The organism is Aurantimonas marina (genome assembly GCF_017183135.1).
GTDB lineage: Bacteria > Pseudomonadota > Alphaproteobacteria > Rhizobiales > Rhizobiaceae > Aurantimonas > Aurantimonas marina.
In genome coordinates this window covers 25,395-48,025 of sequence record NZ_JADDXW010000016.1, presented here as the reverse complement: position 1 = coordinate 48,025, position 22,631 = coordinate 25,395, and the positions used below count along the sequence as shown (strand labels likewise).

18 protein-coding genes are annotated in these 22,631 nt (G+C 65.3%); 13 read left to right on the top strand and 5 right to left on the bottom strand.

Features of this window, described 5'->3' with window-relative positions; all coding sequences use genetic code 11:
* Positions 1 to 41: 41 nt before the first annotated feature.
* From hemE to ING15_RS16135, 5 genes are all read left to right on the top strand, one after another.
* A complete protein-coding gene (gene hemE / locus ING15_RS16155; RefSeq protein ID WP_206455869.1) occupies positions 42 to 1,070 on the top strand; it encodes a uroporphyrinogen decarboxylase in 1,029 nt (342 codons plus the stop codon).
* The gene (gene hemJ / locus ING15_RS16150; protein WP_206455868.1) at positions 1,067 to 1,615 is read left to right on the top strand and encodes a protoporphyrinogen oxidase HemJ; all 549 of its coding nucleotides are present in this window, start codon (positions 1,067 to 1,069) and stop codon (positions 1,613 to 1,615) included. The genes hemE and hemJ overlap by 4 nt, the downstream gene beginning before the upstream one ends.
* Positions 1,616 to 1,631: 16 nt before the next feature.
* On the top strand, positions 1,632 to 2,153 hold the full coding sequence (locus tag ING15_RS16145; RefSeq protein ID WP_232845820.1) for a gluconokinase: 522 nt from the start codon (positions 1,632 to 1,634) through the stop codon (positions 2,151 to 2,153).
* Positions 2,154 to 2,446: 293 nt separating this feature from the next.
* Positions 2,447 to 3,706 (top strand): transcription termination factor Rho, encoded by a 1,260-nt coding sequence (rho, locus tag ING15_RS16140; RefSeq protein WP_206455867.1) that lies wholly within the window; start codon positions 2,447 to 2,449, stop codon positions 3,704 to 3,706.
* 143 nt (positions 3,707 to 3,849) lie between these two features.
* Positions 3,850 to 4,326, top strand: a complete 477-nt coding sequence (locus ING15_RS16135) for a YbaK/EbsC family protein (RefSeq protein ID WP_206455866.1) — start codon at positions 3,850 to 3,852, stop codon at positions 4,324 to 4,326.
* A 23-nt stretch (positions 4,327 to 4,349) separates the two neighbouring features.
* Here ING15_RS16135 and ING15_RS16130 read toward each other — a convergent pair whose 3' ends face one another.
* On the bottom strand, positions 4,350 to 6,386 hold the full coding sequence (locus ING15_RS16130) for a thioredoxin domain-containing protein (protein ID WP_206455865.1): 2,037 nt from the start codon (positions 6,384 to 6,386) through the stop codon (positions 4,350 to 4,352).
* 195 nt (positions 6,387 to 6,581) lie between these two features.
* Here ING15_RS16130 and mnmE point away from each other — a divergent pair, with 195 nt between their 5' ends.
* From mnmE to ING15_RS16105, 5 genes are all read left to right on the top strand, one after another.
* The gene (mnmE, locus tag ING15_RS16125) at positions 6,582 to 8,018 is read left to right on the top strand and encodes a tRNA uridine-5-carboxymethylaminomethyl(34) synthesis GTPase MnmE (RefSeq protein ID WP_206455864.1); all 1,437 of its coding nucleotides are present in this window, start codon (positions 6,582 to 6,584) and stop codon (positions 8,016 to 8,018) included.
* Positions 8,019 to 8,172: 154 nt separating this feature from the next.
* Positions 8,173 to 10,062 (top strand): tRNA uridine-5-carboxymethylaminomethyl(34) synthesis enzyme MnmG, encoded by a 1,890-nt coding sequence (mnmG, locus tag ING15_RS16120; RefSeq protein ID WP_206455863.1) that lies wholly within the window; start codon positions 8,173 to 8,175, stop codon positions 10,060 to 10,062.
* Complete coding sequence (rsmG, locus tag ING15_RS16115) at positions 10,052 to 10,771, top strand: 16S rRNA (guanine(527)-N(7))-methyltransferase RsmG (RefSeq protein ID WP_206455862.1); 720 nt, start codon at positions 10,052 to 10,054, stop codon at positions 10,769 to 10,771. The genes mnmG and rsmG overlap by 11 nt, the downstream gene beginning before the upstream one ends.
* Before the next feature lie 106 nt (positions 10,772 to 10,877).
* On the top strand, positions 10,878 to 11,687 hold the full coding sequence (locus ING15_RS16110; protein ID WP_269812753.1) for a ParA family protein: 810 nt from the start codon (positions 10,878 to 10,880) through the stop codon (positions 11,685 to 11,687).
* Positions 11,688 to 11,761: 74 nt separating this feature from the next.
* Positions 11,762 to 12,736, top strand: coding sequence for a ParB/RepB/Spo0J family partition protein (locus ING15_RS16105; protein ID WP_206455861.1), 975 nt, complete (start codon positions 11,762 to 11,764; stop codon positions 12,734 to 12,736).
* A gap of 86 nt (positions 12,737 to 12,822) precedes the next feature.
* On the opposite strand, the gene holA is transcribed toward ING15_RS16105, so the two are convergent.
* The 3 genes from holA to leuS all read right to left on the bottom strand — a co-directional run bounded on the left by holA (position 12,823) and on the right by leuS (position 17,089).
* A complete protein-coding gene (gene holA, locus ING15_RS16100; RefSeq protein WP_206455860.1) occupies positions 12,823 to 13,872 on the bottom strand; it encodes a DNA polymerase III subunit delta in 1,050 nt (349 codons plus the stop codon).
* Positions 13,873 to 13,953: 81 nt separating this feature from the next.
* Positions 13,954 to 14,502, bottom strand: a complete 549-nt coding sequence (locus tag ING15_RS16095) for a hypothetical protein (protein ID WP_206455859.1) — start codon at positions 14,500 to 14,502, stop codon at positions 13,954 to 13,956.
* On the bottom strand, positions 14,489 to 17,089 hold the full coding sequence (gene leuS / locus ING15_RS16090; protein ID WP_206455858.1) for a leucine--tRNA ligase: 2,601 nt from the start codon (positions 17,087 to 17,089) through the stop codon (positions 14,489 to 14,491). Before leuS ends, ING15_RS16095 begins: the two co-directional genes overlap by 14 nt.
* Positions 17,090 to 17,254: 165 nt before the next feature.
* Between leuS and ING15_RS16085 the strand changes: the two genes are divergently transcribed.
* From ING15_RS16085 to acs, 3 genes are all read left to right on the top strand, one after another.
* The gene (locus ING15_RS16085; protein WP_206455857.1) at positions 17,255 to 17,929 is read left to right on the top strand and encodes a YggS family pyridoxal phosphate-dependent enzyme; all 675 of its coding nucleotides are present in this window, start codon (positions 17,255 to 17,257) and stop codon (positions 17,927 to 17,929) included.
* A gap of 153 nt (positions 17,930 to 18,082) precedes the next feature.
* Entirely contained in the window at positions 18,083 to 19,132 is a 1,050-nt protein-coding gene (locus tag ING15_RS16080; RefSeq protein WP_206455856.1) for an AI-2E family transporter, read from the top strand.
* Positions 19,133 to 19,253: 121 nt separating this feature from the next.
* Complete coding sequence (gene acs / locus ING15_RS16075; RefSeq protein ID WP_206455855.1) at positions 19,254 to 21,203, top strand: acetate--CoA ligase; 1,950 nt, start codon at positions 19,254 to 19,256, stop codon at positions 21,201 to 21,203.
* Between the two features lie 484 nt (positions 21,204 to 21,687).
* On the opposite strand, the gene ING15_RS16070 is transcribed toward acs, so the two are convergent.
* Complete coding sequence (locus tag ING15_RS16070) at positions 21,688 to 22,575, bottom strand: PRC-barrel domain-containing protein (protein ID WP_206455854.1); 888 nt, start codon at positions 22,573 to 22,575, stop codon at positions 21,688 to 21,690.
* Positions 22,576 to 22,631: the final 56 nt, after the last annotated feature.

Here is a 22,631-nt window from a genome sequence, read left to right as displayed (position 1 = left end):
TTCTCTTGAAATCTTTCTTTTTTATTAGGAGCCCAAACCTGATGCAGAAGCGCAAGCTCGTCCGGGTCCTGGAAGGCGAAAGCGTCTTTCCCCCTCCAGTGTGGCTCATGAGACAGGCCGGCCGCTACCTTCCCGAATATCGAGCAACCCGCGAAAAGGCCGGCGGGTTCCTGGATCTCTGCTACAATCCGGATCTGGCGACCGAGGTCACCTTGCAGCCGATCCGCCGCTTCGGCTTCGACGCGGCGATCCTGTTTTCCGACATTCTGGTGATTCCGGATGCGCTCGATCGCGGCCTGCATTTCGTTCAGGGCGAGGGCCCGAAGCTGACGCCGATTCGCCCCGACGAGATCGCGGCTCTCGATCCGTCGCGCGGCGAAACTCATCTGGCTCCAGTGATCGCGACGGTTGGCCGATTGCGCGAGGAACTGCCCGACGAGACGACGTTGATCGGCTTTTGCGGCGCGCCTTGGACCGTGGCGACCTACATGATCGCCGGCCATGGGACGCCGGATCAGGCCCCGGCGCGGCTGTTCGCCTATCGCAACCCGGCCGAGATGGAGACGCTGCTCTATCTGCTGGCGGAAATGAGCGCCGACTATCTGATCCGCCAGTTGCAGGCGGGTGCCGACTGCGTCCAGATCTTCGATTCCTGGGCCGGCGTTCTCGACGAGGCGTCGTTCGAAGCCTATGCGGTGCGGCCGGTCGCCCGGATGGTGGAAAAGGTTCGTGCCGCGGTGCCGGGTGCGAAGATCATCGGATTCGCCAAGGGCGCGGGAACGCTTTTGAACACCTATCGCGAAAAGACCGGTGTCGACGCAGTCGGCCTCGATTGGTCGGTGCCGGTGTCCCAGGCGAAGGAATTGCAGAAAGCTGGCGCCGTCCAGGGCAATCTCGACCCGCTGCGGCTGATCGCAGGCGGCAAGGCGCTGGAAGACGGCGTCGACCGGATCCTCGAAAATCTCGGCAACGGCCCGTTGATCTTCAATCTCGGCCACGGCATCACGCCCGAGGCGCCGATCGCGCACGTCGAAGCCCTTCTCAATCGCATCAGGACCGCCAAGCCATGAACCAGGACAACCCATCGCCGAACAAGTCCATGACCAAGCCGGCCAGTGGCGGACGCACCGCCGCCGTCGCCCTTGTCGCACTGGCGCTTGTCGCAGCCCTGTTCGTCCTGGTGCCGGTTGAGTGGCAGCTCTGGATCAGGGCGGCTCACATCTTTGTCATCATCGCCTGGATGGCCGGCATGCTCTATTTGCCGCGACTGTTCGTCTACCACGCGGAAGCGGGACCGGGCACACCCCAGTCCGAGACCTTCAAGGTGATGGAACGGCGGCTGCTCAAGGGGATCATGACGCCCTCGATGATCCTGACCTGGGTGCTCGGCTTGTGGCTCGCCTGGAAGGTGTTCGAGTTCCAGGGCGGCTGGATTCATGCCAAGATCGCCCTCGTCCTGGTGATGTCCGGCCTGCACGGCTATCTGTCCGCCTCTTTCAAGCGGTTCGAGCGGGACGCGAACACTAGATCCGGCAAGTTCTGGCGGGTGATGAACGAGGTGCCGGCGGTGATCCTGATCCTGATCATCATCCTCGTCGTCGTGAAGCCGTTCTGATCGGAGGGCTCGTTTGATGCCGCAAGAGACCACCGCGCTCGTGGTCATGGGTCCGTCGGGGGTCGGCAAGACGACGACGGCAAAGCTGCTTGCGGAGCGTCTTGACTGGCCTTTCGCCGAGGCGGACGAATTTCACTCGGCCGCGAATATTGCCAAGATGGAATCCGGTCAGCCGCTGAACGACAACGATCGGGCGCCTTGGCTCGTCGCCATTCGCGACTGGATCACCGGGCAGGCCGCCGGCGGCGTTTCGACCGTCGTCGCCTGTTCGGCGTTGAAGCGGTGCTACCGTGACGTCTTGCGCGAGGCGGATGCGCGCGTGCGTTTCGTCTCGCTCACGGCGGAACAGGATCTCGTCGGCGAACGCCTGGGTCGGCGCACAGGGCACTATATGCCGAAATCGCTTCTCCAATCCCAGTTCGACGATCTGGAACCGCTGCAATCCGACGAGGATGGCGTGACCATATCCGTCGGCGTCCCGCCCGAAGCGGTTGTCACACACGCCCTTGAAGCGCTCGGGTTCGACCAGGAAGGCTAAACCGACCACGACACGCTCCGCCGTCACCGTGCAACGTCGCCGCTGGTACACGAGGCGGTAACCGCGATGGGAGGCGTTCGGCTCGGGGGCCAACGCGCCCCTTGCGCCCGCGCGCCGCCCCCGTTATATCACGAAGGACTATCCCGCCTTTCTCGGGCGTTGCGTAGCCTTGCCGGCCGCATCGTCCCTGCCGCAGAACCGTCTCGTGTTTCCGGCCTCAGCGTTTCCCCATTTCGCCTTCATCTGTTCCGACGCGAGCTGTCGGTCCGAACCCTAAAAGAGCCACTTTCCGAATGAAACTTCAGGACCTGAAGAACAAGAGCGCGCCCGAATTAATCGCGTTTGCCGAAGAAAACGATGTTGAGAACGCCTCCGTTCTGCGCAAGCAGGAGTTGCTGTTCGCGATTCTTAAGCAACTCGCGGCCCAGGAGGTCGAGATTATCGGCGAGGGTGTCGTCGAAATTCTTCAGGATGGCTTTGCCTTCCTGCGCTCACCGGAGGCGAACTACCTGCCGGGACCGGACGACATCTACGTTTCGCCGTCACAGATCCGCAAGTTCCAGCTGAAGACCGGCGACACGGTCGAAGGACCGATCCGCAGTCCTAAGGATGGCGAGCGCTATTTCGCGCTGCTGAAGGTCAATACGATCAATTTCGACGATCCGGAAAAGATACGCCACAAGAGCCATTTCGACAATTTGACGCCGCTCTATCCGACCGAGCGGTTCAAGATGGAACTCGAGGAGCCGACCTCCAAGAAAGATATGTCGGCCCGCGTCATCGACCTCGTCGCGCCCCTCGGCAAGGGCCAGCGCGCCTTGATCGTCGCGCAGCCGCGAACCGGCAAGACCGTTCTTCTGCAAAACATCGCCCATTCGATCACGGCGAACCATCCCGAATGCTACCTGATCGTTCTCTTGATCGACGAGCGGCCGGAGGAAGTCACCGACATGCAGCGTTCGGTGAAGGGTGAGGTGGTGTCCTCCACCTTCGACGAGCCGGCGCAGCGCCATGTGCAGGTCGCCGAAATGGTGATCGAGAAGGCCAAACGCCTGGTGGAACACGGCCGCGACGTGGTCATCCTCCTGGATTCGATCACCCGTCTCGGCCGCGCCTACAACACCACCGTCCCCTCTTCGGGCAAGGTGCTGACCGGCGGTGTCGACGCCAACGCCCTGCAGCGGCCGAAGCGCTTCTTCGGCGCGGCGCGTAATATCGAGGAAGGCGGCTCGCTGACCATCATCGCGACGGCGCTGATCGATACCGGCAGCCGCATGGACGAGGTCATCTTCGAAGAGTTCAAGGGCACCGGCAACTCCGAGATCGTGCTCGATCGCAAGGTCGCCGACAAGCGTGTCTACCCGGCAATGGACATCCTCAAGTCCGGCACCCGCAAGGAAGATCTGCTGGTGCCGCGCGCCGATCTGCAGAAGATCTTCGTGCTGCGCCGCATCCTGGCGCCTATGGGAACGACCGATGCGATCGAGTTCCTGAACGACAAGCTGAAGCAGACCAAGAGCAACGCCGATTTCTTCGATTCGATGAATACCTGACCGTATTCGGTCCCGGACCCGGGGCATGACTCACGTGAAACGGCGGTCCTTTCGGGCCGCCGTTTTTCGTTGCGCCGAACCTCGGCTTGACTGCGACGGCTCGGACGGTGATGCCTGCAGCGAGCAACCAGGAGGGATCGGGGATGACAGAGAAACTGGACGCGGTGGCGCGGGTCGAGGCCGATGCCGAGGCCAAGGGCCTCAAGATCGCGGTGGTCGAGACCACCCAATCGGCTCGGTCCGCCGAGGAAGCGGCGGCGGCCGTCGGCGCCAGCGTCGGCCAGATCGTCAAATCCCTGGTGTTTAGGGGCGCCGCGACCGGCCAAGCCTACCTCCTGCTGGTGTCGGGAGCCAACCGGGTCGACGAGACTTCGATGGCGACGCATTTCGGCGAGGCGCTCGAGCGGCCCGACGCCGATTTCGTCCGTCAGGCGACCGGCTTTGCCATCGGCGGTGTCTCGCCGCTGGGGGCCTCGCGCAAGCTTGCCACCCTGATGGATGAGGATCTGTTCCAGCACGCCACCGTCTGGGCCGCCGCGGGGACGCCGCGGCACGTCTTCGAGGTGGTGCCGCTCCAATTGCGCAGTGCTACCGGTGCAACCGTCTGCCGGGTGACGTAGACCGCGCCGGCGGAGCCCTCGTATTAATCGCTGTCGCCGCTCAACGCCTTCGCCAGCGCCGCGTCATCGTAGACCGGGGGCCGACAGACGCGACCCTCGCACAAGTAGGCGGCGGGCCGGCGCAAAGGCCGCATCGCGGCGGTCGGCAGCTGCTCCGGCAGCCGATCGGGATCGGCCAGGACCAGATCGAGGCGATCGAGATCGACGCTTTGATGCGCCTTTGCCAGCATCTCGGGGAATCCGGGATCGTCTGACGTGCCGATCACGCAGAGTTCGCTGCCGCGGCGTAGCCTGCCCGTGGCCGCGACAATGCCGGGAAAGCCGGCCGCTCCTTGGCCGATGCGCCCGGCGGCAAGCAGGGCCGCCCGCTCGGCCCGCTCGCCGATCTCGATCGCGCCGCTGGCCTGGACGAGCATCGCAAGCCCTTCGATGACCAGCGCCGTGCCGCCGGGAATCGCGTCATCCTGGTCGCCGCGCAGGCGAATCATGACGTCCGAGGCGTCCGAAGCGTTCAGATAATGTCCGCCATCGCCATCCGTGTGCCAGCGTTCGAGCTCGTCGGCGAACCAGCGGGCGTGGTCGAGATAGCGTCCGTCGAGGGTTGCCGCGAATAACGCGACCGTGGCCTGGATCACGGCGCCATAGTCGGAGGACAGCGCCAGGCCTGTCGTTCGCCCGGCTCGCGCGGCATGGCGAAGGCGACCGGCGACGATCATATCCCGGACGACGAAATCGAAGGCATCGCGCGCGAGGGCCAGCGCATCCTCGTTCCCGAGAGCGCTACCGATTTCCGCCAGCGCCCGGATCATCAGGCCGTTCCAGTCGGCGAGCACCTTGTCGTCGCGGCCGGGGCGAGGCCGGCCGGCTCTTGCTCCGAGAAGAATCTGGCGTTCCTCGGCAAAGTCCGGGTCGCTCGACGCGGCGCCGGGGTGCAGGCGATGAAGAATCGAATGGCCCTCCCAATTGCCCGCTTCGCCGACGTCATAGGCGGCCTTGAACGGCGCCGCGCGATCGCCCAGCAGACCATCGATCTGGGCCGCCGACCAGACATAGAAGGCGCCCTCCTGCGAGTGGCCGTCGGCGTTTAGGCTGTCGGCGTCGAGCGACGCGGCGAGGCCGCCGCCCTCAACCAGCATTTCGCGCCGCAACCAGCCAACGGTCTCATCGATACGGGATCGAAACAGATCGTCACCGGTCATCCGGTAGGCCCAGCCGAGATGGCGCAGGAACTGGGCATTGTCGTAGAGCATCTTCTCGAAATGCGGCACCAGCCAACGGTCGTCCGTCGAATAGCGATGCAGGCCGCCGCCGAGATGGTCGTAGATGCCGCCGAGCGACAGCGCCCGGACGGTCTTGAGAAAGGCCTGGCGATGCTTCGGGGAGCCGGTCTCGAAAGCCGAGCGAGCCAGGATTTCCATGAACGGGGCGCTGGGAAATTTCGGCGCGCCGCGAAGCCCACCTTGGGCGGGATCGATCATCTGGCCGATGCGTTCCGCCGGACCCGCCAGATCAAGCGCCGCGAGCGGTCCCGGTGCCGCCGAGCGCGACAGGAACTCGCTCAGCCGCCCGGAAATCGCACCGGCGCTGGTCGTCAGATCGGCGCGCTTCTCGCGCCAGGCCTTGGCGATGGCCTCCAGCACCTGGACAAAACCGGGACGGCCATAGCGGGCATCCTTGGGAAAATACGTGCCGCCGAAGAACGGTTGGCCCTCGGGTGTCAGGAACATGGTCATCGGCCAGCCGCCCTGTTCGCCCATCGCCTGCAGCGCGGTCATGTAGAGATGGTCGATGTCAGGCCGCTCTTCGCGATCCACCTTCACATTGACGAAGTCGCGGTTCATCGCGGCCGCCACGCCCTCGTCCTCAAAGCTCTCATGCGCCATGACATGGCACCAGTGGCAGGCCGCGTAGCCGACCGACAGGAGGATCGGCCGATCGAGCGCGCGGGCCTCGGCCAGCGTCGCGTCGGACCATTCCCGCCAATGGACCGGGTTGTCCCGATGCTGCAGAAGATACGGGCTGACGGCATCGCCGAGCCTGTTGTCGCGCGCGTCGTTCATGAATATCCTGTGGTTCCGGCCCTCAAACCCGGAAGCCTAAGGCAAGCGATCGACGATTTCGAGGGCTGCTTCCCGTTCAATGGCGTGTCGCGGCCAAAACGCGGTCCCGAATGCCTCGCGGCCTGCCGGTTGCGAACGTCCAAAGAAGCTGGTTCTGTCGCCTTCGACCATCACGGAATAGACCGAGCCGCTCGTTTGATCCCATCCGATACCATTGCTGCCCTCTCCTCCGGAGCCCTGCCCTCCGGTGTTGCGGTCGTGCGCGTCAGCGGTCCGGACGCTCGGCTTGTCTTGGAGAGCCTCGCCGGCGGAATCCCGCCGGAACGCCGCGCCAGCCTTCGCCGGTTCCGCGATGCGGCCGGCGCGACCATCGACCGGGGCATCGTTTTGTTCTTTCCGTCGCCTGGCAGCGTCACCGGGGAGGATCTCGCCGAGTTTCACCTGCATGGTGGGCGGGCCGTCGTCGCGGCCTTTCTCGACGCGGCGACGGCGCTCCCCGAGGTGCGTCTCGCGGTCGCTGGCGAGTTCACCCGGCGCGCCTTCGAAAATGGCCGTATCGACCTGACGGAGGCCGAGGGGCTGGCTGATCTCATTTCGGCCGAGACCGAGGCGCAGCGCCGCATGGCGGTGGCGCAGGCGGGCGGGGCGTTGCGCGCGATCTACGAAGACTGGATGCAGCGGCTGACCGAAGCGCGGGCGATGATCGAAGCCTCGTTCGACTTTGCCGACGAGGGCGATGTCGGCGACGACGTTGCTAGCGGGGTCATGGCAAAGGTCGCGTTGCTCGTCGATGAGATGCGGGCCCATCTCGCCAAGGCCGACCGCGGCGAGATACTGCGCGAGGGCTACAGGGTGGCGATCGTCGGCGCGCCCAATGCCGGAAAGTCCAGCCTGCTCAATGCCCTGGCCGACCGCGAGGTGGCGATCGTCACCGAAATTCCCGGTACGACGCGCGACGTGATCGAGGCGACCCTCGATCTCGGCGGTGTCCCGGTGCGTTTCTCCGACACGGCTGGAATCCGCGAAACGGCCGATGCGGTGGAGGCGATCGGCGTTGAGCGGGCCAAGGCCGTGATGGATTCGGCGGATCTGGTCCTGGCGCTGGTCGACCCACAATCAGGACACGGTCCGTTCGCGCGGTTCGCGGAGCTTTTGACTCACGTGAAACATCCGATGATGCTCACCGCGTCGGAGGCGGCGCGGGACGACGTGGTGACCGGAATGTCCCGGCCCCGACGCCATATTCTGACCGTTCGCACCAAGGTGGACCGCCCCAAACCGCACGGTCTGGCGGCCCGGTTCGGCGGCGAATGGGACGATTTCGCCTTCGACTTCGGCATTTCCACCCAATCCGGCGAGGGGATGTCGGCGCTTGTCGCCCATGTCGCGGCCTTGGCGGTCGACGCGGCAGGCGATCCGGACGAGGCGGTGCCGATGCGGACTCGTCACAAGGAGTTGGTCGCCGATGCGCTGCGGATCCTCGAACAATTCGTCTCGGAGGGGGACATGCCGCCGGAAGTGGGGGCGGAAACCCTGCGGCGGGCCGGCAACCGCCTCGGCGCGCTGACTGGCCAGGTCGGGGTCGAGGATCTTCTGGACGTCATCTTTTCCGAGTTCTGCATCGGCAAATGAGTCAAGGCGGGCTTGTTGCCGCATTTCCGCTTGCGTTGTCTCCGAGCGATTGAGCCTTTATAGGCTTAAGCCTCACTGCAAAATGTTTGCCTGTCGGTGCCGAAGCCCCTTTCGCGGCTGTCACTCCGTCCCGTCCAACCAGTATCCGAGACCCATGCGCGATCCGTCCCTCCCCGCAACGTCCAACTACGACGTCGTCATCATCGGCGGCGGCCATGCCGGCTGCGAGGCCGCCAGCGCTTCGGCGCGAGCCGGGGCGCGAACCGCGCTGGTCACCCACCGCTTCGATACAATCGGCGCGATGAGCTGCAATCCTGCGATCGGCGGCATCGGCAAGGGCCATCTCGTCCGCGAGATCGACGCGCTGGGCGGATTGATGGGGCGGGTGGCCGACGCGGCGGGCGTCCAGTTTCGGCTGCTCAACCGGCGCAAGGGGCCAGCCGTGCGCGGACCCCGGACCCAGGCTGACCGGCGTCTCTACCGCGAGGCGATGCAGGCGGCGATTGCCGCCCACGCCGATCTCGACGTGGTCGAAGGCGACGTCGCCGATCTTGTCCTGGACAAGCGGAACCGGGTGACCGGTGTGGTCCTCGGCGACGGCCGCGCCATTCAGTGCCGGGCCGTGGTGCTGACGACGGGGACATTCCTGTCGGGTCTGATCCATATCGGCGACCGGACGATTCCGGCCGGGCGCATGGGTGAGGATCCCTCGCTGGGCCTTTCGGGAACGCTGAAGCGGCTCGGCCTGGCACTCGGCCGGCTGAAGACCGGCACGCCGCCACGGCTCGACGGCCGCACGATCGACTGGAGCGGGCTCGACCGGCAGGCCCCAGACGCGGACCCGGTCCCGTTTTCCTATCTGACGAAGGCGATCACCAATCCGCAGATCGATTGCGGGATTACCCGGACGACGCCCGAAACCCACCGGATCATCCGCGAGAATATTGGCCGTTCGGCACTCTATTCCGGCCGCATCGAGGGAGCGGGGCCGCGCTATTGTCCCTCGATCGAGGACAAGATCGTCAAGTTCGGCGACCGCGACGGCCACCAGATATTCCTTGAGCCGGAAGGGCTTGACGACGACACGATCTATCCGAATGGCGTGTCGACCTCCCTGCCGGAGGACGTCCAGCTGCAGTTCCTGCGTTCCATACCGGGACTTGAGCGGGTGGCGGTGCTGAAGCCGGGCTATGCCATCGAATATGATCACGTGGATCCGCGCGAACTCGACCGGCATCTGGCGGTTCGCCGGGCGGAGGGCCTGTTCCTCGCCGGCCAGATCAACGGCACGACGGGCTACGAGGAAGCCGCGGCGCAGGGGATCGTCGCCGGGATCAACGCGGCGCGGCTTGCTGGCGGCGCGGAGCCTGTCGGCATCGGCCGGGCCGACGCCTATATCGGTGTGATGATCGACGATCTCACCCGCACCGGGGTGTCCGAGCCCTATCGCATGTTCACCTCGCGGGCCGAATTCCGCCTTTCGCTTCGGGCCGACAATGCCGACCGCCGGTTGACGCCACTCGGTCTGTCGCTTGGCATCGTCGACGCGGAACGTCGCCAGGCTTTCGAGGAAAGCGAGGGGGCGCTCGCAAGGGCCCGCGCGATGCTAGAAACAGCTCAGCTGACGCCGTCCGAAGCCCAGCGACAGGGGTTGGCAATTAATCAGGATGGCCGCCGCCGCTCGGCCTGGCAGCTACTCTCGCAAACCGAGATCAATCTGGATCGGCTGACCGCCATCTGGCCGGAGTTCAAGGATATTGGTGGGCCGATTCGGGAGCGGATCGAGATCGAAGCCGGCTACGATGTCTATCTGGAGCGCCAGCGGCGCGATCAGGAACGTCTGCGCCGGGACGAGAACCGGACGATCCCGGACGATCTCGACTTTTCCAGTCTCACCGGCTTGTCCAACGAATTGCGGCAAAAGCTGATGGCCCGTCGCCCGGCGTCGATTGCCGAAGCTGAACGGATCGACGGGATGACGCCGGCCGCCCTCGCGCTGATCCTCGTCGCCATGCGGCGCAGTGAGGTCGTTCGTGCGGCGTGAGCGAAAGCCTTTTCCGCCGGAGCGGCAGCCCGCGGCCAAACCAAAGCGCAAAGCCGCGCCGCGGCCCGCCGAAGTGGCGGCGCAACAGGCGGAGGGGCGTGCCCAGTTTCTCGAAAACCGCGATGTTTCACGTGAAACGCTGGCGTGTCTGGATCAATATGTCGCCCTGCTGACCGAATGGCAGCGCCACATCAACCTCGTCGCCCCGGCGACGATCGGCGATGTTTGGTCGCGCCACGTCGCTGATTCGCTGGTGCTGGAGCGCCTCCTGCCGCCGTTTCAGCGCTGCGTCGATCTGGGATCCGGTGCGGGGCTTCCCGGCCTTGTCGTGGCTGCGGCGCGGGCGGACCAGGGCGGTCTCGTCGATTTGGTCGAGAGCAACGCTAAGAAGGCGGCTTTCCTGCGCGCCGTCCAGCGCGGACTCGGTCTCGACGGGACGGTTCACGCCGCCCGGATCGAGGATTGCGGCGCGGCGCTGGGAGCGGCGGATTTAGTGACCGCGCGGGCCTTGGCGACGCTTCCGGAGCTGTTGGCGATGGTGGCGCCTCATATCAGGACGTCGGCGCGGTGCTTTTTTCAAAAGGGTCGCAATCATGAACAGGAAATTAACCAAGCGGCTGCCCATTGGCGATTCACCGTGGTAAAGCATGAATCGAACCTCGAGGATGGTTCGGTCGTCCTCGACATCGGCAACATCGCGCGGCGTTAGGCTACGCCATGCGCCCCCGGGGTCGAGATCGTTATCCGGCGGGCCTTGAGGCAAGCCGTGATGGCTGGCAAGTGCGCCGCCATCGTAACGATGCGGGAGGCGACCGATGGATGCGACTAGCGGGCAGCCGATGCGGATCATCACCATAGCCAATCAGAAGGGTGGAGTCGGCAAGACCACGACCGCCATCAACCTCGCCACCGCCCTTGCCGCGATCGGCAAGCGGACGTTGCTCATCGACCTCGATCCCCAGGGCAATGCCTCGACTGGGCTGGGGATCGAAAAGGACGATCGCGACGTCTCCTCCTACGACGTTCTGATGGAAAACGTCTCGGTTACCGAGGCAGCGATGGCAACGGCGGTGCCGAGCCTGTCGATCATCCCGTCGACGCTCGATCTCCTGGGCTTGGAGATGGAGATTTCCGGTGCGCCCGGCCGCGCTTATCGGCTGCGCGATGCCCTGCATTTCCATCAGGTCGACACGCCGCTGTTCGATTTCGTCCTGATCGATTGTCCGCCATCCCTGAATCTCCTCACGATCAACGCCATGGCGGCGGCGGATTCGATCCTGGTTCCGCTGCAGTGCGAGTTCTTCGCGCTGGAAGGTCTCAGCCAGTTGCTACAGACGGTCGAGCAGGTTCGCGATACCCTGAACCCGGCACTGGCACTGCACGGGATCGTCTTGACGATGTATGACGGGCGTAACAATCTGGCGGCCCAGGTGGTCCGGGACGTGCGCTCCTATATGGGTGAACATGTCTACGAGACGATCATCCCGCGCAATGTGCGGGTTTCGGAAGCGCCGTCTTTCGGCAAACCCGTCGTCCTCTACGACATGAAATGTCCGGGCAGTCAGGCATATATTCGCCTAGCGTCGGAAATCATTCGGCGCGAACGACGGCTGGTGGCCGCGTGACGGGGCGCGATGGCGGGTCGCCGTCCGAGGCGGAATTTCGCGGAAACCGAGCCGATAGAAGCGGGGAAACGAGGATGAACGAAGATAAATCGCGGCAGCGGCTGGGACGCGGCCTCGCCTCGCTGATCGGGACTGGCGGCGTCATGCCTCCGAGGCCGATGCCAGGCCATGGCGGATCGGAGGCAGCGCCGGCCGCGATTCCGGCCGAGCGCTTCGTCGCTTTGGACAGGATTTCGCCCAACCCCAACAATCCGCGCCGCCGCTTCGATGAGGCCGATCTCAACGATCTTGCCGCCTCGATCAGGAATCATGGTGTGGTCCAGCCGCTGCTGCTGCGTCCCAAGCCTGGCCAGCCGGAGGCGTTCGAGATCGTCGCCGGCGAACGACGCTGGCGCGCCGCCCGGGCCGCCGGCCTCAGCGAGGTCCCGGTCGTGCTGCGCGACATCGGCGATCGTCAGTCGCTCGAAATCGCGATCATCGAAAACGTCCAGCGCGCCGATTTAAACGCGGTCGAAGAGGCACAAGCCTACGAGACGCTGATCGATGAACACGGCTACACCCAGTCCGATCTCGCCGACGTGCTCGGCAAAAGCCGCAGCCACGTCGCCAACACGCTGCGATTGCTGAAATTGCCGGAGGAAGTGCGCGGCATGGTGGTGGCCGGCACGCTGTCGCCCGGCGCGGCGCGGACCGTCGTGACCGCCGATGATCCGCTCGCGCTGGCGAATGAAATCGTGTCGCGCGGCTTGAGTGTGCGCGAGGCGGAGGATCTCGCCCGCAAACCTACCGAGGCGGTGGAAGACCGGCCTGCCAAGCCCGCGCGCAAAGGCAAGCGCAAAGCGGCTGCCGAGCGCGATGCCGATGTCATGGCGCTGGAGAATCTTCTGGCGCAGGCACTCGGCATGCCGGTGGAAATCCGCGTCGATGGGGAGCGCGGCTCCATCCGCATCGACTATGCTGATCTCGAGCAGCTCGACGAGATCTGTGGCCTGCTGCAGACGCGGGCACAACGCCGGGTTGAACAGGCGCCGCGGGTGCGGGAGCTCTGACCGACCACGTCCGGGTGGCCGCATGACTCACGTGAAACAAAAGATGGCGTTCGATGCCGCCTAGGGCGGTGTCGTCTGGCCTGATGTCAGGCGCGGCTGCCCCGGGCGCGCAGCCGGGCCGCCTCGACGGCGATGTCGAGCAAGGTCTTCTGGGTGATCGTCGAGGCGAGCCCGCCTTCCCTGCGGCTCGTCAGGATGTCCCGCTCGATCCGCTGGAGAATCGCGGTGATCTCTTCCAGCGGCCAAGCCGCCAGCGCGGCCTCGAGAGCCGCCTTGCGGCGAAAATGCGGCCGTCGCCGCTCGACCACCCGCCCGATCGGCTCGCCGCCGCGTTCGATCATCTCGCGCATGGTCTGCAGCTGCTGGAAATAGCGCAACAGATTCTGGTGAAGCTGGAAGGTGGCGGTGCCGGCGGACACCAGTCGGCCGATGAGATGCGGCAGGCGCTTGACGTCCCCGCTCGCCGCGGCGTCGATGGTCTCTTCCAGCGTGTCCGCCGAAACGTCGCCGACGACCGCCCGGACGTCGGCCTCGGTCACCGACGGCGCGCCCAGAGCGTAGAGACAGAGTTTGCGGACTTCGCCGCGTGAGGCAAGACGATTGGCTCCGAGGCGGGCGCGCAGTTCGTCGCGCGCCTCCCGGCCGATCGATAGCCCGCTTTGGCCGAATTCCTCGTCGATCATCCTGTCGATCACCCTGCCTTCGTCCTGGTAACAGGGCAGCGCCATGGCGAATCGTCCGCGCTCGACGTTGTTTCGTAGCGCGGCGCTCTTCTTGAGGTCGCCGGCTTCGACGATGACGAGGGCGCCTTCCAGCTGCGAAGCCGCCAGATCGCCGACCGCTTCCGCCAGACCCTTGCCGGCGCCGGCGCCACGCACACAAATGAGACGGCGTCCGCCGAACAGGGACACAGTCCGGGCTTCGTCATAGAGCCGGCCGATATCCTTTTCCAACTCGTCGGCCGCCAGCGTCACAGCCGCGAAGGGGTCGTTGCGGTCGACGCCGGACATCTCGGCGATCTTGGCGGAGCGTTCGGCGACGAGACCGGGATCGGGGCCGTAAAGCAGGATGACCGGAAACGAAAAATCGGGACGGGAGAGGAACGCCTCGACCTCGCCCGCCTTCTTTTGCGCCATTATCCGAGTCCGTCCTTGCGATCTGTCGCGCCAATTTCCTTCATCATCGAGCGCCCTGCACGTCGGTGACGGTCCTTGTCGTCAGACGCCGGCCTTCTCGAGCGCGCGCACGAGCGCAATCTCGAGCTGGGCCGCGACATCCTCGCCTGCCTGCTGGCGCGCGTCGATGAGCGCGCGCTGACTTTGATAGAGCTGCGCGGTCCGATCGAAGGGCACTGTCGCCGTGCGGCTGGCTGTCTCGACCACCTGATTGTCAGACATCCGGACCAACTGATATCGCCCAGTCATGCGGTAGAGGGAGGAGCTGAGCGCGCCTCCCGCTTCGATAGTAATGCCGACTTCGCCGCCGGTGACGGTGAGGCGGACCTCGTAGAGCGGCTGGGCCACCCGCGTTCCTTGGTTCAGGCGCGACAGGAGGGCGTTGCGGACGATCTGATCGGTTCGCGAATTGGCTTCCGAAACGGCGATGCGGCCACGCAACGCTGCCAAGGCGCCGCCGGGCGCAAGCATGTCTGAATTGCCGGCCGAGGCATAAAGCGGGCGGAGGGTGCAGGCCGGCAGGGCCAGGACCACCAAGGCAAGGCCAACAGCCACAAGGGCGCGGGATCGAAGCGGATCAGAGGACGACATTCACAATTCTCCCGGGGACGACCACAACACGCTTCGGCGCGTTGCCGGCCAGCGCCGACTGGACGAAGTCGAGCGCCAGCGCTGCTTGCTCCACGTCAGGTTTGCCGGCCGCGACCGGCATGGTCAAGTCACCGCGCTTCTTGCCGTTGATCTGGACGGGAAGCGTGATCGTGTCGTCGCGCAACAGCGCCGGGTCGACGCTCGGCCAGGACGCCGCGGCGACGAGTCCCGCTTCGCCCAGTTCGGCCCAGCACGCCTCGGCCAGATGCGGCATCATTGGCGCGATCAGGCGGACGAGAATCGACAGCGCCTCGCGTGCCGCGCCCTTCATAGCCGGGTCTCTGTCGCCGGAAACCTTGGGAAGGGACGCGGCGAGGGTGTTTACGAGCTCGTAGATCCGCGCCACCGCCTTGTTGAAGGCCAGACGCTCGATGTCATCAGCAACGCCTGCGGCGGTGCGATGCGCGGCACGGCGGATCGCCAAGACGGACGCGTCGTCGCCGGAACCTTGCTCAGGCGCCCCGGCAAGGCGCGGCGCGGTGTCGGCAACCAGCCGCCACAGCCGCTGCACGAAGCGATAGGCGCCCTCGACGCCGGCCTCAGTCCAGATGACGTCGCGGTCGGGGGGCGAATCCGACAGCATGAACCAGCGCGCGGTGTCGGCGCCGTAGGAGGCGATGATGTCATCCGGATCGACCACGTTCTTCTTCGATTTCGACATCTTTTCGATGCCGCCGATTTCCAGCCGCGCACCGGTCGAGATCCGGGTCGCAATGCGGCCGGTCTCGCTTTCCGCGATCGCCACCTCGGCCGGGGGTACAAACTCGCGGCCTTCACGATAGGTCTCGTGGACCACCATGCCTTGGGTGAACAGGCCCTTGAACGGCTCATCGAGATCGAGATGGCCGCAAGACCGCATCGCCCGGACGAAGAAGCGGGAATAGAGAAGATGCAGGATCGCGTGCTCGATGCCACCGATATACTGGTCGACCGGCAGCCAGGCATTGGCGGCCTGCGGGTCGGTCGGTGCGTCCGCATGGGGTGCGGTGAAGCGGGCGAAATACCACGAGGAATCGACGAAGGTGTCCATCGTGTCAGTCTCGCGCCGCGCCTTGCCGCCGCATTGCGGGCAGGTGGCATCGCGCCAGGTCGCGTGCCGGTCGAGCGGATTGCCGGGCTTGTCGAAATCGATGTCGTCGGGCAGCTTGACGGGAAGGTTTGCCTTGGCTTCCGGTACGACGCCGCAAGCCTCGCAATGCAGCACCGGAATCGGACAGCCCCAGTAGCGCTGGCGCGAGATGCCCCAGTCGCGCAGGCGGTAGCGCGTGACACCCTTGCCCAGGCCCTCGGCCTCAAACCAGTCGATCGTGCGGTCGATCGCCTCTTGGCTCGTCAGCTCCGCGAGGCCGGCGAAGTGATCGACAAAGACCACCGTTTCCGACTTCGGCGGGACGAGCGCCTCGGCCTCCACAGGTGTTTCGTCACCCGGCAGAAAGAACGCATTACGAACCGGCAAGCCGTATGTGCGAGCGAAGTCGAGATCGCGCTGATCGTGCGCCGGACAGCCGAACACTGCGCCGGTTCCGTAGCCTATCAGGACGAAATTTCCGACCCAAACCGATAGATCGCGGTCCTCGGTGGGATGACGGACCTTCAGACCGGTGTCGAAGCCGCGCTTCTCCGCCTTCTCCAAGGCTTCCTCTGAAGTCCCGACGCGGCGGCATTCGGCATTGAAGGCGGCGAGGCCGGCATTCCCGGCCTCGAGCGCGATCGACAGCGGATGATCGGGAGAGATGGCAAGGAAACTCGCACCGTGCAAGGTGTCCGGCCGCGTGGAGAAGCAGGTGATCGCATCGTGTCCGGCCAGAGGGGCCTTGAGCGGGAACGGAATCTCGATGCCGCGCGACTTTCCGATCCAGTTCCGCTGCATCGTTCGGACCTTCTCGGGCCAGCCGGGCATGGTATCGAGCGCGGCGTCGAGATCCTCGGCATAATCGCTGATCTTGAAGAACCACTGGGTGAGCTCGCGGCTCTCGACCTCGGCGCCGGAGCGCCAGCCCTTGCCGTCGATCACCTGCTCGTTGGCCAGCACCGTCCGGTCGACTGGGTCCCAATTGACCTTGGATTTCTTGCGGTAGGCGAGGCCGTGCTCCAGGAAGTCGAGGAACAGGATCTGCTGGCGGTGATAATAATCGACGTCGCAGGTGGCGAATTCCCGCGACCAGTCCAACGAGAGGCCCATCGATTTGAGCTGGCCGCGCATGGTGGCGATGTTCTGATAGGTCCATTCGCGCGGATGCACCTTGTTCTGCATCGCGGCGTTCTCGGCCGGCATGCCGAAGGCGTCCCAGCCCATCGGATGCAGGACGTTGAAGCCCTTCGCCCGCTTGTAGCGCGCCACCACGTCGCCCATGGCATAGTTGCGCACATGGCCCATATGGATGCGGCCGGACGGATAGGGGAACATTTCGAGGACGTAATAGGTCTCGCCGCCTGCGTCGGTGCGGGTCTCGAAGAGTTTTGCCTCCTCCCAGGCCTTTTGCCAGCGGGATTCGGATGCGCGGGGGTTGTAGCGTTCTGATGACATGCGGCGGGTCGGTATCCTGGCGCGGCCATCTGCGGCCGTCGGGCGTGGGCAATGCGGCTTGACTTACTCCGTTGTTCGCGTCCCGTTCAACACGAACCGGCGAGATTTCGCCGAATCGCGGCAAATTCGGCGCTGAATGCCGCCGAAGCGGCAAAAAGGATGAGCATGGACGACACGACAGGCGAACGCTACCGGGCGGTGTGCGAACGCATCGCCACCGCGACGAACGACGCGGGCCGAGCCGAGCACGCGGTCGACCTCGTGGCGGTTTCCAAGACCTACGACGCGAACGCGATCCTGCCGGTGATCGCGGCCGGTCAGCGGATCTTCGGCGAAAACAAGGTGCAGGAGGCCAAGGCCAAATGGCCGGCCTTGCGCGAACGCTTCCCCGACATCGAGTTGCGGCTGATCGGCCCGTTGCAGTCGAACAAGGCCGGTGAGGCGGTGGCGCTGTTCGACGTCATCGAGAGCGTCGATCGGGAAAAGATCGCCGCTGCGATCGCCAAGGAAAACGCCAAGCAGGACCGGCATCCGCGCCTCTATGTCCAGGTCAATACCGGCGAGGAGCCGCAAAAGGCCGGTATCGCGCCGGGCGAGGCGGCGGCCTTCGTCGCCCGCTGCCGGACCGACCATGGGCTGGAGATCGAGGGGCTGATGTGTATTCCGCCGGCCGAGGAAAATCCCGGCCCGCACTTCGCGCTGCTGGCCAAGATCGCAGGCGAGGCGGGCGTCGCAAAGCTGTCGATGGGCATGTCCGCCGACTTCGAGACGGCGATCGCCTTCGGCGCCACATCCGTGCGGGTCGGTTCGGCGATCTTCGGAGAGCGGGATTATGACTGACGGACCGTTTGTCCGGCGCTCCTTCGCGGGCGTGCAGCGATGCGTTGCGACACGTCTTGCCGCACCGCAATCCGATAGTGCTGTCAGGAACCGGCGGTAGTGTTCCAGCCTTTGTCTGCGAAACCGCGACGGGATGAAAGTGAGGGGATAGAAATGGCGGAAAGCTCGGCCGAAGCGGCCTTTACCCGCAAGACCCTGATTGCCGCCGGAATCGTCGCTGCCGTCGGCATCGCGCTGTTCGTCTTCTGGACGGCTTCGCTGGCCTTCTTCCTGATCCTGGCGGGTCTGGTGCTGGCCTCGACCTTCACTGGTATCGCGTCCGGCCTGCGATACGTCGGCGTTCCTCGCCGCCTCGGGCTGCTGGTCGCCTATCTCATGCTGTTCCTGCTGATCACGGCCGGTTTCGTCTGGGGCGGCGTGGTGATCGTCCAGCAGTTCAACGAGCTGGTCCAACTCGTCGCGGGACAGATCCAGCGCCTGGCATCACTGCTACAGGACTTCGGTATCTCCGGGGGCACGGGAACGCCGGAAGGCGGCATCGAGCCGCTTCTGCCGAACGCGTCCGGTCTGTTCTCTTCGGCCTCGCATGCCGCCTACGCCATTCTCGGCGGTCTCGGCAACGCCTTCGTCGTCGTATTCATCGCCATCTTCGTCTCGTGGCAGCCGGACCTTTATCGGCACGGCATCGTCAGCCTGTTTCCCAAGCCACGGCGCGCGCGCATCACCGAAACGCTGTGCAATAGCGCGCACCAGTTGACGATGTGGCTGGCCGGGCAAGCCATCTCCATGGCAACGGTCTTCGTGGTGTCGCTCGTCGGACTCTGGGCCATCGGAATGCCGAATGCCTTTCTGCTGGCGCTGCAGGCCGGGCTTCTGGCTTTCGTGCCGACGCTCGGACCCTTCGTTGCCGGCGTCGTCATCGTTCTGGCGGGCTTTGCCGACAGCCCGCAGATGGCTCTCTACGGTCTCATCGTCTACGTCATCATCCAAGGGGTCGAAAGCAACGTCACCCAGCCGATGGCGCAGCGCTGGGCAACCGCCCTGCCCCCAGCCCTGACACTCGGATCGCAACTGGTTTTCGGTCTCCTGTTCGGCCTCATCGGCGTGGCGCTCGCGGTGCCCCTGGTCGCCATCGTCAAGACGATGGTCGAAGACCTCTATGTGAAGGATACGCTCGGCGGATACGCGGTCGATGCACCTTGAACCGGCAGCCGGCGTGCGCACCTCGAAAGTCTAACCGCGCGCGGCTGGACCGCCCGCGGGGTTTCACCCTAAGTTGCCTTTCGCAGGCGGGGGACCGCCGGGACGATACGGGAGGCGAAGCATGAACATCATCCACGTCAAGGACGAATGGAAGGCCTGCGCGAAGCTCACCAACCAGGATTACCAGGCCTGGTATCGCCGCAGCATTGAGGATCCGGACGGCTTCTGGGGCGAGCACGGCAAGCGCCTCGACTGGATGACACCCTTCACCAAGGTGAAAAACACCTCCTTCGCGCCGGGCAATATCGACATTCGCTGGTTCGAGGACGGTACGCTCAATGTCGCGGCCAACTGCATCGACCGGCACTTGGAAAAGCGCGGCGACCAGACGGCCATCTTGTGGGAGGGGGACGATCCGTCCGAATCGAAGGCGATCACCTATCGCGAACTGCATGAGGAGGTTTGCCGCATGGCCAACGCCCTCAAGGCGCGGGGCGTGAAGAAAGGCGACCGGGTGACGATCTACATGCCGATGATCCCGGAGGCGGCCTATGCGATGCTCGCCTCGGCGCGGATCGGCGCCGTCCATTCGGTGGTGTTCGGCGGGTTCTCGCCGGACGCGCTGGCCGGCCGTCTCGACGGTGCAACCTCGGACGTCTTGATCACCGCTGACGAGGGCCTGCGCGGCGGGCGCACGATACCGCTGAAGAAGAACGCGGATCGGGCCTGCCAGATCGCCGAAAAGGCCGGCCATGCGGTCAAGACAGTGCTGGTCGTGCGGCGCACCGGCGCCGACGTTCCCTGGACCAAGGGCCGCGACGTCTGGTGGCACGAGGCGCGCGAGAGAGCGTCCACCGACTGTCCGCCCGAGAAGATGGGCGCCGAGGATCCGCTGTTCATCCTCTACACCTCTGGCTCGACCGGCAAGCCGAAGGGCGTGTTGCACACGACCGGCGGTTATCTCGTCTTTGCCGCGATGACGCATGAATACGTCTTCGACTACCATGACGGCGACATTTACTGGTGTACGGCCGATGTCGGCTGGGTGACCGGCCACAGCTACATCGTCTACGGCCCGCTCGCCAACGGCGCGACGACGCTGATGTTCGAGGGCGTGCCGAACTATCCGGACGCCTCGCGATTCTGGCAGGTCATCGACAAGCACAAGGTCAATATCTTCTACACCGCGCCGACGGCGATCCGGGCGCTGATGGGCGCTGGCGACGACCATGTGACCAAGACCTCGCGCAAGAGCCTCAAGGTACTCGGTAGCGTCGGCGAGCCGATCAACCCCGAGGCGTGGAACTGGTATTACCGGGTGGTCGGCGACGAGCGCTCGCCGATCGTCGATACATGGTGGCAGACCGAGACCGGCGGCATCCTGATCACGCCGCTGCCGGGTGCGACGGACCTCAAGCCTGGCTCTGCGACGCGGCCCTTCTTCGGCGTGATCCCGGAACTGGTCGACAATGAGGGGGCGGCGCTGGAGGGCGCGGGCGAAGGCAATCTGTGCATCACCGATTCCTGGCCGGGGCAGATGCGCACGATCTACGGCGATCACGACCGCTTCGAGCAGACCTATTTTTCGACCTACAAGGGCAAATACTTCACCGGCGACGGCGCGCGATGCGACACCGACGGCTATTGGTGGATTACCGGCCGCGTCGACGACGTCATCAACGTCTCCGGCCACCGCATGGGCACGGCGGAGGTCGAATCGGCGCTGGTCTCGCATCCGAAGGTCTCCGAGGCCGCGGTGGTCGGCTACCCGCACGACATCAAGGGCCAGGGCATCTATTGCTACGTCACCTTGATGGAGGGGCAGCAGCCCTCGGACGCACTGAAGAAAGAGCTCGTCGCCCATGTCCGCGGGGAAATCGGCCCGATCGCCTCGCCGGACAAGATCCAGTTCGCGCCGGGCCTGCCGAAGACCCGGTCGGGCAAGATCATGCGCCGTATCCTGAGGAAAATCGCCGAGGACGATTTCAGCGCGCTGGGCGATACCTCGACGCTTGCCGATCCGGCCGTCGTCGACGATCTCGTCGACAATCGTGAGAACAGGAAGGGCTGATCGACGTCGCCGGAGACGGCGGACTTGCGTCAGGCTGGCGCAAAAAGCGCCACCGTCTTGCGCCGTCGGTCGTCCGCTCCCATACTCTGGGCGTGTTTAACGAAGCGAAAGGAGGTGATCCAATGTCGAGTGATTTCCAGATGCCGGTTGGGTCTCAATGTCTCGGTCAGGCGACGGAGCAGCCTTCGCGCTTCGCCTGAGACAGTCGGGTCCGGTTACGGTCGAAAGACCGCCGGCACACGTAAGTCACGGGGCCGCTTCCTGGAAACAGGGAGCGGCCTTTTTGCATGCCGACAGCGCTCCGGCAGCGGAATGTCCGGTTAGCGGCCGCTGCGCCGACCTGCGCGTCGTCCCGCAATCCTGCTGAAAGAACGCGTTCCTGGTGGCGTCCGATGCCCGGACGTGAAAGCCCGCCCCAGTTTGAACCGGGACGGGCGAGGGCAGAACGATCCACTGGACGAACGCGGCTTGCGCGCTCGTGCGCTTATTGCGGTGCCGGCGGCTCGCCCTCGACGGGAGTCATACCGGCGTCCGCAGCCGGCGCGGCCTCCTCGGCCTGTTCCGGCTCGCCATAGGCCGGCGCGGCCTCGAGCTGTTCACGCGACACGTTCAGGACGATCCGATCCGGCAAATTGTCTTTGCCGACCACCGGGGTCTGCGGCTCCGCCGCTGGCGCGGCAGCACCGCCGGCCGCCGGATCGACGCCCGTTGCCGCACCACCAGCCGCCGGATCGACCGGAGCCGGGGCAGCCGCCGCGACATCAGCCTCCTTGGGCAGACCTTCGGTCTTGCCCGGGCCGAATTCGAGCGCGTCCATCGCAACAGCGACGTCCTTCTCGCCGATGCCAAGGAAACCCCCGACACCGACGAGCACGGCAATCACTTCGCCATCCTCGGAGACGAGGACGTCGGTGATCGAACCGATGCTCTCGCCGGCGGTGTCGTAGACGTCCTTGCCGTCCAGGTCTTCGACGCGCCATGCGCCGGTCGGGGGGACGACCACGAACGGTCCGTCGGCCATGGTGGCATCGCCCGCCGTGGCCGTCCCGGTGGATGCCGCATCCGCCGGAGCCGCGTCGGTGGCGGCGTCAGGAGCCTGCGTCGCTCCCGCATCGGGCATGGCCGTCGAGTCGTCCAGCGACATCGGCTCGCCTTCGGCTGGCGCGGTGGCGTCGCTTGCTGCGGGATCGGTGCTCTCCGCGGGAGCCGCCGAGTCGGCTGGCGCCGTCGAATCCGCCGGTGCGGTTGCGTCGGCCGGAGCCTCGGTGGCCGACGGCGTGTCGGTCGGCGGCGGCGTCGTGGAATCCTGCGCCAATGCCGCGAACGGCATGACGACGCCTGCGAGAAGAGCCGTGTAGAGAGTGTTTCTCATCGGTTTTACTCCCGTTGGTGATCACGAAAGAATGATCCACGGCGTAGGAGGTTCCA